Annotated in this window: 8 protein-coding genes and 1 pseudogene; 2 read left to right on the forward strand and 7 right to left on the reverse strand. The window is 57.6% G+C overall.

All coding sequences use genetic code 11. The annotated features are described in order from the left end of the window. Positions 1-462: 462 nt before the first annotated feature. The 6 genes from VB780_RS13960 to VB780_RS13985 all read right to left on the reverse strand — a co-directional run bounded on the left by VB780_RS13960 (position 463) and on the right by VB780_RS13985 (position 9,699). A complete protein-coding gene (locus tag VB780_RS13960; RefSeq protein WP_323351773.1) occupies positions 463-1,125 on the reverse strand; it encodes a response regulator transcription factor in 663 nt (220 codons plus the stop codon). After that, positions 1,109-2,350, reverse strand: a complete 1,242-nt coding sequence (locus VB780_RS13965) for a GAF domain-containing sensor histidine kinase (protein WP_323351774.1) — start codon at positions 2,348-2,350, stop codon at positions 1,109-1,111. The genes VB780_RS13960 and VB780_RS13965 overlap by 17 nt, the downstream gene beginning before the upstream one ends. A 308-nt stretch (positions 2,351-2,658) precedes the next feature. After that, positions 2,659-5,604, reverse strand: coding sequence for an NHLP bacteriocin export ABC transporter permease/ATPase subunit (locus tag VB780_RS13970; protein ID WP_323351775.1), 2,946 nt, complete (start codon positions 5,602-5,604; stop codon positions 2,659-2,661). A gap of 109 nt (positions 5,605-5,713) precedes the next feature. Beyond that, entirely contained in the window at positions 5,714-7,984 is a 2,271-nt protein-coding gene (locus tag VB780_RS13975) for an NHLP family bacteriocin export ABC transporter peptidase/permease/ATPase subunit (protein ID WP_323351776.1), read from the reverse strand. Between the two features lie 73 nt (positions 7,985-8,057). After that, complete coding sequence (locus VB780_RS13980; RefSeq protein WP_323351777.1) at positions 8,058-8,621, reverse strand: hypothetical protein; 564 nt, start codon at positions 8,619-8,621, stop codon at positions 8,058-8,060. Continuing rightward, positions 8,614-9,699, reverse strand: coding sequence for a cyclic nucleotide-binding domain-containing protein (locus tag VB780_RS13985; protein ID WP_323351778.1), 1,086 nt, complete (start codon positions 9,697-9,699; stop codon positions 8,614-8,616). The genes VB780_RS13980 and VB780_RS13985 overlap by 8 nt, the downstream gene beginning before the upstream one ends. A 542-nt stretch (positions 9,700-10,241) precedes the next feature. On the opposite strand from VB780_RS13985, the gene VB780_RS13990 reads away from it, so the two are divergent. Beyond that, complete coding sequence (locus VB780_RS13990; RefSeq protein WP_323351779.1) at positions 10,242-10,412, forward strand: bacteriocin; 171 nt, start codon at positions 10,242-10,244, stop codon at positions 10,410-10,412. Between the two features lie 217 nt (positions 10,413-10,629). After that, positions 10,630-11,193: a chlorite dismutase family protein gene (locus tag VB780_RS13995; RefSeq protein WP_323351780.1), complete on the forward strand. Its 564-nt coding sequence runs from the start codon at positions 10,630-10,632 to the stop codon at positions 11,191-11,193. 48 nt (positions 11,194-11,241) lie between these two features. Here VB780_RS13995 and VB780_RS14000 read toward each other — a convergent pair. Then, positions 11,242-11,319 (reverse strand): annotated as a pseudogene (locus tag VB780_RS14000) (DNA-binding response regulator); the annotation flags it as partial. Between the last annotated feature and the right edge of the window lie 928 nt (positions 11,320-12,247).

Here is a 12,247-nt window from a genome sequence, read left to right on the forward strand (position 1 = left end):
GTTAGGCATCCTCAATGCGCTGGTCACCCAAGGTCAATCTTGGCGAAACGCGAAGGATACACTACCTGCTCAGACCGCTACGCCAGCCACAAGTGGTTGACAATCAAGATAATCGCTAAATCCCCCTACCCTGCGGGAAGCCGCAAGCGTCTATAAAAAGGAGGACTTTATAACCCCCCTTTTTAAGGGGGGCAGGGGGGATCAGCCGGTAACTAAAGCTACAGCGACTCACTTTTCAAACGCCCTCTTAGACGATGAAATGATTTGTCCTTAGCGCCCAGGGTTTTATTCAGAAACTTGGGCGCTAAGGACAGCTTTGCATCTGCATAGCTGTAGCCAGTCTGGTTGCGACATTTCCCAGATGAACGTTCACACGTTTCTGAGGGCTTCTGGATGTCCTGACCAAAGCGGCGATGGCTCTATTAGCGGTGCCGGTTACATCTCATCAATGGCTGGCATGACCTAGAGGCGGGCCAAACCGCGTTTGAGGGCAATGGTGACGGCCTGGGTGCGATCGCAGGCTCCCAACTTATCCAAAATATTGCGCACGTGAAACTTCACCGTACCCTCGGCTACGCAGAGAGCTTCGCTGATGTCGCGGTTGGTGTTGCCCTGCACCAGCAGTTGCAGCACCTCTAGCTCACGCTCGGTGAGTTCAGAGCTTTGGAAGCGATCGGCCAGCTTTTGGGCCACTTGGGACATGATGTATTTCTGCCCGCCGTGTACCTGGCGAATGGCGATAAATAGCTCTTCGCAGGGCACATCTTTGAGCAGGTAGCCCTTCGCCCCGGCCCGCAGGGCGCGGTAGATATCTTCATCGCCGTCGTAGGTGGTGAGAATGATAATGCGGGCCTCGGGCCACTGATCGCAAATGGTGGCTACGGCGTCGGCCCCCTCCAGGCCCGGCATCCGCAGATCCATCAAAATGACGTCGGGCTGGTGGGTGCGGGCCAGGGCGACGGCCTCTTGCCCATTGGCAGCCATGGCCACAACCCGAAGGTCGCTCTGGCGCTCTAGCAGGGCGGACAGCCCCTCCCGCAGGGCCGGATGGTCGTCGGCAATCATCACGCGAATTGTCGTGGCGGGCGGCTGACGGGTGGACATAGGTCTAGACTGCATCACCATGGGTCTGGCTCCGGCTGATCGACAGCACCACGCAAATTTGGGTGCCCTGGTTGTGGTCACTGCAAATGGTCAAATTTCCGCCAATGCGCTCGGCCCGCTGCTGCATGCTGATCAAGCCAAACCCGCGCAGGGCCGTAGATTTGGTCAGAATGAACCCCACCCCGTCATCCCCCACCATCAGGCGCAGGCGATCGCTCTGGTAGGTGAGCTGCACCGCAAGGGTGCGGGCTTGGGCATGCTTGCAACTGTTGGTAATTGCCTCCTGGGCAATGCGAAACAGCTCTAGCTCGATGTCGTCGGCCAGGGCTACGGGCTGCCCCTCCAGGCGAAACTCGCTGGTCAGCGGGGTGCCCTCGGTCATCTGCTGGAGTGCGTCGGCCAGGGCCATCGACAGCGATCGCCCCATCAGAGCCGGGGGCCGCAGCGCCTGCACCGAATGGCGAGCATTGGCCAACCCTTCCCGGGCCAGATCGCAGGCGCGATCGATATTGGCCCTGGCCCCGGCCCCGCCCCCCTCGTCGAGGGTCAGCGCCGCCGCCTGGAGCCGCATGAGAATGCTGGTAAAAGTCTGAGCCAGGGTGTCGTGGATGTCGCGGGCCAGGCGGTTGCGCTCTTCCATGATGGCGGCAGTCTGGGCCACCTCCGCCAGGCGAGTCAGTTCTAGGGCCAGCACCGCCTGGTTAGCTAGCGCAAAGGCCAGCTCGGCCTCTTCGGGTTTAAACACCCGGCGGTGCCGAAAGCGCATGACCAAAATGCCTCGCAGGTCATCCCCCAAAAACAGCGGAATCTTCAGCGCCGCCTGAATACCCCGTCGCCGAAAGTAGTCGCGAAAATGTTCGTACACGGGTTCCGTGGCAAACTGCTCGGCATAGTCGCTGATGATCTCGCGCTTGCGCAGCCGGGCCAGCACATGCTGGTTCTGAATTTTGCGGGCGGTGGCCAGGGATGCACCGGGGTGGCCAATGCTCTCTTCATGCTTGATCTGACCGTCTTCGTAGGAGACAAACAGGCGAAACAGACCGTTTTCGTAGCGCCAAATGCCCGCTTCAGTGGCCATAAAGCGATCGCTGCACACCGTCAGCAAATGGCCCAAAAATTTCTCTAGATTGGGTTCATCGGCCAGCTTGCTCAACGACGCCTGCAACACCTGGTTGGCCTGGGCCAAATCCAGCGTCGGCTCTTGGGGGTGAGCCTCGGGAACACCAAAGTCAAAGGGGTTATGCAAGATTCTAACGGCTCTCAAAAAGCTGGCGCTTAGCATAAAAGTTTAAACGGTCGTGTGGGTTTCACTAGGTGATGTATCGCACGTTTTAAGGCGGGCTTTGGGTTAAGTAAAATGCACCGACCCGTGCCGTTGCATATAAAGTTCATCACCTGAGGGAAAGGACGTTTATGGCGGGATCTGATCCCCCCAATCCTTTGCGATCAAAGATCCCCTCGGCACCCCCCTTTTCAAGGGGGGCAGGGGGGATCCTCTAGGGCATCTCACAGGTCTAGAAATTTCTAACCTATAGGGCCAAAAACTTGAGAACTTCACGTCATCTGCCTCCTGATCAACTGACTAAACAATCCCGGCTGACTTGCCAGTTCCTCAAAGCTGCCCTGCTGTACCAGGCGACCCACCTCCAGCACGTAAATGCGATCGGCGTGGCGAATGGTGCTGAGGCGGTGGGCGATCACCACCCGCGTCACCTTCAAGCGATTCAGGCTCTCGGTGACGATCGCCTGCGTCCGGTTATCCAACGCGCTCGTTGCCTCATCCATCAGCATGATTTTGGGCTTCACCGCTAGGGCACGGGCGATCAGTAGGCGCTGGCGCTGGCCCCCCGACAGGTTGCTGCCCCCTTCGCTCACCACCGTGTGCATTTGCATCGGCATGGCGCGTAGGTCGGCGGCGAGGCCCGCCTTTTCAGCAGCATCCCAGGCGTCATCCAGGGAAATCAGCGCTCCCCCCGCCAGGTTTTCAAAGATCGACCCGGCGCTGAGGCGGCTGGTTTGCAGCACCACTCCGCACTGGCGGCGCACCGCCACCACATCCAGCCCCGACAGCGCCTGCCCGTCGTAGTAAACGGTTCCCGCTTGGGGCACATCAAACCCCAGCAGCAGGCGCATGGCGGTGGATTTTCCCGAGCCAGACGGCCCCACTAAGGCGATGAATTCCCCCGGCTTCGCCTCAAAACTCACGTCATCGAGAATCACCGGCCCCTCGTCGCTGTAGCGAAAGGTGACCCGATCCATCGACAGCGCCCCCGAGAGCTGGCCGGGGTCGGCCTTGGTCAAATTCACCTCGGGTTCGGCCTGCAGAATGGGGCTGGCCCGCTGCCACAGGGGCACGATGTCGAGCAAATCGACCAGAGTATCGCTGAGGCTAGTGGCCCCGGCAATGAAGGTGCCAAAGGCGACGGAAAAGGCGAGAAACGTACCTGTAGATAGGTCGGCATCACCGTTCAGCATGAGACTGGCCAGCCAAAACAGCGCCACGGTGGTCACAATCGGCAGCACCGTGTTGAACACCGCCACGGCATCCTCAAGCTGCTGGGTGCTGAGGGTGAGGCGCAGCTGCTGGCCGTAGCGCTGGCCCCAGGCGGCAAAGGCCCGCTCCTCGGCCCCGGCCATGCGCAGCTTGGCAATGCCGTTGATCAGCTGCACCACCAGACCGTAGAGCTGACCCTGAATTTCCAGCAAAGGCCGGTAGCGACGCACCAGCACCAGACCAGAGGCCACGGTAACGACCATGACTATCAGTCCGACGATGATAGCTACGCCCGCCAGCAAAGGGCTGTAGTAGATCAGCAAGCCCAGGTTCAGCAGTGAAAAGATGCCCGCAAACAGCCCTTGCAGCGCCGAACCGCTCAGCTTGCGGCGAATCGCAGAAATGCTCGACACCCGCGAGGCCAGGTCGCCCGTAGGGTATTGGCGAAAGAAGCTGGTCTTGAGCGTCAGCAGCCGATCCCACACGGCGGCTTGTAGATGGGCATCGGCTCCGGTTTCGACCCGCAGGGTGGCGATCGCCTGCGCTAACTGAAAGCCCGCTGCCCCAAAGGCCGCCGCCAGCAGACCCAACCCAATTTGCCAGAGCAGGGCGCGATCGCCGTAGGGCACCACCGTATCCACCAGCACCGCCGTCGCCTGGGGCACCACCATGCCAATCAGCGTCGCCGCCACCCCAGTAAGGCCAATCATCAGCCAGTCGCGCCCCTGACCGCGAAAGGCAAACCGCAGCAGCGACAGGGCGTTGAGGTCGCCGGTGGGCAGGGGGCGGTAAAAGACGAAGGCGACAGGGTCGAGGTGGGCGGCGAGAGTCGGGGTGAGGGGGAGGTGATGGGGTGGTGGGGTTGGGGAGGTGGGAAGTTTTGAATTTTGAGTTTTGAATTTTGAATTTTGAAGGGGGGGGGAGGGAGAAAGTCCACCGGGCGCGTAAATTTCGTACCGGGGGCCGGGGGTGGGCAGCAGGGCCACGGGCGATCGCCCCTCCTTGGTATACGCCACCAGCGGGCCGCAATCCTGCCGCCACCATTCACCCCGCAGCAGCACCCGACGCAGGCGCAGTTGGGAAGCGCGGGCGATCGCCTCCAGCGGCTCCTTATTCCGCGCCGCATTTTCCGACGGGGCGGCGGGTTGAATGGTCACCCCCAGGGCCTTACCGACGGCTCCGGCCACCGCCAGCAAAGGGGATTCTGTCGAGTCAATGCGATCGCCCTCCAAGACACCCGCCAGGCTGTGAACCACGTTCTCGGTCACAATCTGATTGAGCTGCTGGCGCTGCTGAAACCGCTTCAGGCCCAGACGCTGATTGCGGGCGTCGATCTGCTCCAGGGTGCTAAAGCAGTATCGGTGGAGCTGGGCAATGCCCCGAATCAGCACCTTGCGAGATTTGACCTCGGCGGTGGGTCGGGCAAAAAACTCAATATGATCCTGAGCCTGCATATAGGTGCCCCGGCCCAGGGGAAAGCAACCCAGCTCAGCGGTGAGCGGAAAGGCGGGGTTGCCCATCCAGGTGGCGGTACCCTCCTGCATACGAATCCACAGCACCTGGGTATCCGGGCGGCAGATCTGGCCACGGGTAAGCGAGATGTAGTGAATTTCTGGCACCTGCCCAGTTTGAGCTGGTTTTGGAAAGCCGTCGATGGTACCCCAGTGGTGAATCCAAGGGTCGATCAGGTCTTTGAGCAGGGAGGTGGGGCAGTCGGTGGCGTCGATTTCGCTCAGAGCCAGGGCAGCAATTTCAGCAGGTTCCACGGCAACGGCCATCAGGCCCAGGTGGGTGACCGGGCAGGGGTCGGCAGCAAAAAGCGCTTCCCCAGGGCCAGCGGTGAAGAGAAAGCGCCTTTCGCCGCTGGGCTGGCCGTTGGCGAAAGGCACCGCGAAGACCGCGACCCGGCCCGATTTCACCTGCCAGAGCTGAGTCAGGTCAGTCAGCAGCAGCGGCTGATTGGCGGTTATTGTGCGGTGAGTAGCGGCAAGGGTTTTAGAAAGCATAGGTAATGGAATGATGGCGGGGCAGGGTGGTGGGCAGTGCCCACCCTACGGGGTTGTATTTTGAGAGCTTAAATTGCCTTGCCCAGGGTTTTAAAATCCAAAATCCATGTCACCCTCCCTCGCTCTGAATTAGCTTTCTATACAGCCCCCCTTCCTCCCACAGCGCCTCGTGGGTACCGCGCTGCACGACTTCGCCCTGGTCAAACACCAAAATTTCGTCGCAGTCGCGGATGGTGCTGAGGCGGTGGGCGACGATGATGCAGGTGCAGCCCCGCCGCCGCAGATTCTGGTCAATGATTTGCTCGGTCTCGGTATCGAGAGCGCTGGTGGCTTCATCCAAGATCAAAATTGAGGGATTGCCGACCAGAGCGCGGGCGATTTCGAGCCGCTGGCGCTGCCCACCGCTGAGGTTGGCGGCCCCTTCTAACAGAGATGCCCCGTAGCCGTAGGGCAGCGCCAAAATCGCCTCTTCGATCGCGGCATCCTGAGCCGCCCGGCGCAGCTCAACCTCGGGAATGGTGGTATCCCATAGGGTGAGGTTGTCGCGAATGGTGCCTGCAAAAATGAGAATATCCTGCTCCACTACGGCGATGGAGTTGGTCAGCACCGCACGGGGAATTTGGGCACGGGGCACGCCATCGAGGTAGATGGTTCCGGCACGAGGTTCGTACAGTCCGGCAATCACCTTGGCGACGGTTGACTTCCCTGAACCACTACCGCCCACTAGTGCCACTCGCTGACCCGGCTGAATCGACAGACTCAAGCCCTCAATCAGCGGCGGTTCGAGGGGATGGTAGCCAAAGGCGAGGTCGTGGAGGGTGATGGAGCCGCTGAGGCGGTGGGGATGGGAAGGTGAAGAGGGTTTTGAATTTTGAATTTTGAATTTTGAACTTTGGATTGGGGTTTCTGTATGGCTTACTTCTTCGTCATCTCTCCATCCCCTCATCTCCTCATCATTGAGAAGCTGCTGATCCACAGAGTTATTCAGCACATCATCCAGCCTTGTCAAATTCCCTTGCAGGGTTTGCAATGTGCTGGCGAAGCGCACCAGGTTGTTGACCGGGCGCTGGAAGCTGACCATGAGCAGCTGAAAGGCGACGAGCATGCCGATGGTGAGGTCACCGTTGATGACGCGCCAGCCGCCGACTACCAGCAGAGCCAGGTTGGCCAGGGCAGAGAGCAAGCTGGGCAAAATGCCGAGGATTTGGTTGGTGAGGCCGAGGTCTTGCTGGGCGTTGATCGATTTGGCGTAGTAGCCTGCCCAGCGGGCGAAGAAGTCAGATTCTAAACCGGAGGCTTTGAGGGTTTCCATGGTTTGCAGACCGGCGATCGCCACCCCCGCCGCCTTCCCCGTTTCTTGGGACAATCGCAGGTTGGCATTCACCCGCTCGCGAGCAATCCACTGCAAGGTGGCGACGTTGATGGCGGCGAACCCAACGGCGATCGCCGTCAGCAGCACATCGTACTGGGCCATCGCCAGGGCGTAGAACAGCACCAGGGCGAGGCTGATCAGGGTGCTGGTGAGCCGCCCCGAGAGTACCGTGGCGACCTCATCGTTGAGGCGAATGCGGCTGGCGATTTCGCCGGCAAACCGCTGGGCATAGAAGCCCACGGGCAGGCGCAGCACATGCCAGACAAAGCGGCTGGTGGTGCCGACGGCGAGCTTGATCTGGAGCGATCGCAAATACCTGAGCTGCAACGCCGTCAGCCACCCCTGCACCACCGCCGTCAGCAACAGCCCTATTAATAGGTAGGGCAACCAGTCAAACCGTCCCTCCAGGAGCACAGAATCGACAAAAATGCGGCTGAGGGCGGGCAGCACTAAGGCGGGCAGCACGAGGAACAATCCTGCGATTAAAGCCAGCAGCAGGATGCCCCAGGAGCGGTGCAGCCGCTGCCAGAGCGATCGCGCCATATTCGGCCTTTTCCCGCCCTTTTGAAACCCTGGCCCTGGGGCAAAGGTAAGGGCAATGCCGGTATAGCCCTCGTCAAACTCCGTCAGGGTAATATGGCGGGGGCCAGAAGCCGGGTCGTTGAGGTAAACCCAGCGAGCGTCGCGTCCCTCCACCACCAGAAAGTGGTTGAAGTGCCAGAACACAATGAAGGGCGGCTCTAGTTCCAGTACGCGCTCCAGACTTTTCTTAAAGCCCTTGGCCTCCACACCATAGCTGCGGGCCGCCTTGAGTAGGCTGGCGGCGGTCACCCCATCCCGCGACACGCCACAGACCTGACGCAGCTCGGCCAGAGGCACAATTTTGCCGTAATAGCCCAGCACCTTGCCCAAGGCCGCCGCACCGCATTCCACCGCCTCCATTTGCAGCACGGTGGGGGTTTTGACCCGTCCAGAGCGGGGTTTGGTGGGGGGGATGAGGAAAACCATGATTAAAGGCGACTGGGCAGTGGGTAACAGGGATTGAACGCGTGAGCGTTTGAACGTGCCAACGTTCAAACGTTTAATCTCGGTCTAGAAACGGCAGCACAAACACAATCGGCGGCTTTTGGGCCAGGGTGATGCGCCCCTCTACCGCCACCCCCGGCACAATGGTGTTGGGCGGCATCGCCTGGTCCATGGGGGTCAGGTGGGCCAATACTTCTAGCCCTCCGGCGTAGGGGTCTTCGCCGTTGCGCGCCTGGCTGAGGGTGAGGGGTTCCGGCTCAACGACCTGGATGACCTCGGCAGGTACCCCCGGCTCGTTGTAGACCACCAGGGTTTCGGGCATCAGCACCACCTCCATGCCCGCGCGGAGCTGCCCTCGGTAGCGGTTGTCGAACAGCAAAATCGCCACCAGTTGAGGGGAATCATCCTCTTGCACCAGCAGCCCCCTGCCGTGGGTGGTGACGGGCACTCGCCCAAAGACGCTCCACAGCAAACCCAGGCCCAGCAGCAGGCCCAAGGTGCCCAGGGGTAGCCAGGTCTTGAGCGTCACCAGTTTCATCAACTCGTCCAGCCGTTCGGGAGACGACAGCCGTTCGAGGGATTCTGGGCGAAATAAGCTCTGGGCGTTGCGCTCAGCCACGGTGGTTTACCCCCAGTTGAGCCAGCATCCAGCCAAACTTTTTGGCCCCTTCTGAAACCTGGTGCAGGTCGTCCATATCCAGTTCTTCATCATCCATGGCCATGCTGGGCCGGTTTTTGGCCATGCCATCAGGTTCGACCATCCGCATGCTGACAGTCTGCAACTGCTCCATAAGCTGCATGGCGATCACCCGGTAAAAGCGAGAGGCAAAGCTGTCGTCGACTTGGAGCTTGGTAATCAGAGTCTGGCGGGGCACAGCAAAGACTAAGGCTGCGGTGAGCGATCGCACCATCACCGGCAGCGGACGAAAATCCAGAAACGAAACAATTCCCGGCATGCTGCCCTGGGTGAGAGTGGCAAAATCTGACGGATAGTGGGTGGTCGCATCTAGACCCAAAAAGCACCGGACCAGGGGGTTAAAAGTACCCTGGATAGCCGACATCGCTAGCTGGCCATCAAGCAAAATGTAGAGCGACTCTACCGGACGGGCCGCCCGGATCAGCACCCGACCCGCCGGAACAGTTTCGGTTTGGCCAAAGGCGGTGAGCCAATCCACATCGCTGTCGCGCAGTTCGCCAAACACCGTCAGCACATCATTGCTAGCGCGACGGTCAAAGACTGGTTTAGTAGTAGAGCCATTGCCCCCAAACTGAATGCGATCGGGCTGCTCAAACAGGCGGCGCAGGCGGTTAGAAAGCAGGAGGGCGATCGCATGGTAGAAATGGGCCGCAAAGGCCACATCCTCGGCTAACTTGGCCTGAACCTGGGTCATAGGCAGCGATAAAAACAGCGCTGACGTCAGCGCTGTGACTGTCGTCAGGCTTGGCCGATCGAGCAAGGGGCTAAAGCCAATCATCTCCCCTGGCCCTAGGTCATCAAGCAGTACCACCTCATCCACAGCCCTCTGCGGGTCAGCAAAACTCTCGCCCAGGCTACCCTCAATGACAATAGAGAGGCGATCGGGGTCGATGTAGGGCTGCAATAAGCGATCGCCTGCTGCCAACCGCTGATGGTCACCGCAGGCAATCATCCAGTCTAAATCGGCGTTACTCAATACTCGCAAAAGGGTATCTATCATTGACCTAATCAAGGCAGCAAAACCATCCTAGATTCTTGCTACCAATAAATCATTGGTTTACAAAAATAAAAGATTTTATCCAACAGTTTTGGAGTCAGATTTGGCAAGCCTAATACCTAGAATTTGTTTCTTTATTTAAGGAATATGAGAAGAGAATAAGAGATTTATAAATAAGCTAGATCAAGGCCTTAGAAAAAGCTTTTGCCACACAGAAGCTAGCTTTCCATCTGAATTTAATATCGATCGCTATTCAATACAAAGTCATAATTCAATTTCCGATCTATATACAGCAGACTCTTGAAAAAATTGGTCTTACTGAGTTAAAGCATAAATATAGTAGGGGAAAGCGGCCATTTGCCCCTACCAGTGGTATTAGACGTTTGATTTATATTTGCGTTCAGAAGCCCCAAAATTCTCCATTTGGCCTATTTCTCAGGGAAGCTTAAGGATGGCCCTAGAGCAAGCACAGATTTTTTCAGGCAGACAAATCTCAATGCCGAGCTTTAGGATGTAGTTGCAAGTCAAGCAAAAGGACTTTCCCAATGATTGAAGATACCTCTAAAGCCGCAACTATTGAAGGTGAAGCTCTGTCTGATGACGAATTGAAAGAAGTTTCAGGCGGCGTAGATTTCGAGCAACTTCGCCGTGACAATCTGGACAAAGATGCTTCTCGCCTAGACGAAATTCGTCGAGAAAATCTAGAGAAGGACTAGGTTAAACGCCACGCTGATGACTAACTCCCTATAAGTTTGTCATCAGCCCAGCACTTAGATTAAGTCCTTGTTCTCTGGAGCAAGGGCTTTTTTGTAGTCGCTGCCCATCCTTTTACCCTATCGTTTTGGTAAATAGGTTTATCGGCCACCGTTCCCTGGGTGCTTCAGCCCCAAAAGCAATGCCTCCAATACATTACCTCAGCCGCAAGGATGCCCTATGACCAACCGATATTCATTTGTTGGTAGCGACCAAGGGCCGTGGCAAGTGACCGACATGCGAACTATTTTTGGAGAGAGCTTAGCCCCCGCTAGGCGGGTAAGTGTCGTCAACAATGTCGTGGCAGAACTGCCGGCCAATAGCGTCTGGATGCTGCAAAGCGTCGTCAGTAACATTCGCTACTCTAAACGCGATGAATTAACAATGCTGAGGGCCGTACAGCCGGCCCTAAATCGGTCAGAGGCCCTTTGTGCGGTGTTGATTCCCATCAAAAAAACAGCCCAGTGGTGGGATTTGGCCCAGGATGAACGCCGCGCCATTTTTGAGGAACAGTCTCACCACACCGCCGTAGGCATGGAATATCTACCTGAGGTGGCCCGACGACTGCACCACTGTCGCGACCTGGGTGAACCCTTCGACTTTCTCACCTGGTTTGAGTTTGCCCCAGAGCATGCCCAGGCGTTCAAAGATCTGTTGCAACGTATGAGGGCTAGCAAAGAGTGGGACTATGTAGAACGCGAAGTCGAGGTGTGGCTCCATAGAGCACCAGAACAGGGTTTGTAATGTTAATTGTGTTAGATAAATTACTGAAATGAGGCTAGTGTCCTGAGCCCGCAGCACATAGCCTACCCCGCACACCGTTTGAATCAGACGCGGTTCTCCCTCGGCTTCCAGCTTCAGCCGCAGGTAGCGAGATGTTGAGGTAATGGCACATAGTCACTCACGTTCTACTTGACCCGCGACACCTAGGCCGCACCAGATCAGCCTGGCTGGTGGTGGTGTACAAGGTCACCGCCCGCTTGGCTCTAGAAATCGCCACATAAAACGCTTCTCGATTCGTCGTTTGGTAAAGGGATTCACGTCCTCATCGTCAGATAGCCCCTTAGGAGCCTTTTCCCTTTTTGGAGACTGTGGCTATCGTCCGAATATTCCCCCAAAAATTCCCCCAGTTTTCTCCAATCCACCCCCCAAACTCGCCTAAAGATGTCCAAAAAGGGACCATGCGAAAATGAAAGTCTCCAAAGCAATAGCCCCGAGCCGTTTAGATTCAGGGCTTTTCGCTTGATTTAGTTGAATGCCAGGCGGCAGGCTTGAGCCGCCGACACGAGGTTTTTCAGCCCTTTAAGGGCAAATTTGAGGAAATATAACAGGTATCGACCTTCGCCGCGTTGCAGATGGCGGGGATATCCCCGACGATATGCCCTCTAAATTAGAGAATGTTCTGTTTTTCTTGGGGGGCAAATACAACCAGATTTATGGTGCTGCAACCTACTCAGAACTTCAGGCATCTGCCGTCGATAATGGTCAACGATCTATAGCGTCTGCTGATGTAGTTCAGACTCCGGCAGGGCCTAGGGGCATTATTCGCGCGTCCATGCCCATAGCCACAAATTGGGCCGAAGAAGGCCCTGCCTATACCAGTATTCAGCCCCAATCTGCGGCGCTACTTCCCTAATGGTTTATGCAACCGCTGGTGGGGAAGCCGTTCTTAGCTCGACTTTATCCAATCAGGCGGCATGGCAAAGTAGCTCGGTCCAGGTGTCGAAGATAGGGCGAGGGACTTTAACGTACTCAAGGTCATCTCGTGATGTCTGAAAAAGCCGGGAAGCCCACAAAT

The organism is Leptolyngbya sp. CCNP1308, assembly GCF_034932455.1.
Classification (GTDB): Bacteria; Cyanobacteriota; Cyanobacteriia; order Phormidesmidales; family Phormidesmidaceae; genus Nodosilinea.

What these genes read in the sequence shown, in the direction of transcription:
- VB780_RS13985 (WP_323351778.1), bottom strand. Translation starts at nt 9,699, where the DNA reads ATGATAGATACCCTTTTGCGAGTATTGAGTAACGCCGATTTAGACTGG.
- VB780_RS13975 (WP_323351776.1), bottom strand. Translation starts at nt 7,984, where the DNA reads ATGGTTTTCCTCATCCCCCCCACCAAACCCCGCTCTGGACGGGTCAAA.
- VB780_RS13960 (WP_323351773.1), bottom strand. Translation starts at nt 1,125, where the DNA reads ATGGTGATGCAGTCTAGACCTATGTCCACCCGTCAGCCGCCCGCCACG.
- VB780_RS13970 (WP_323351775.1), bottom strand. Translation starts at nt 5,604, where the DNA reads ATGCTTTCTAAAACCCTTGCCGCTACTCACCGCACAATAACCGCCAAT.
- VB780_RS13990 (WP_323351779.1), top strand. Translation starts at nt 10,242, where the DNA reads ATGATTGAAGATACCTCTAAAGCCGCAACTATTGAAGGTGAAGCTCTG.
- VB780_RS13995 (WP_323351780.1), top strand. Translation starts at nt 10,630, where the DNA reads ATGACCAACCGATATTCATTTGTTGGTAGCGACCAAGGGCCGTGGCAA.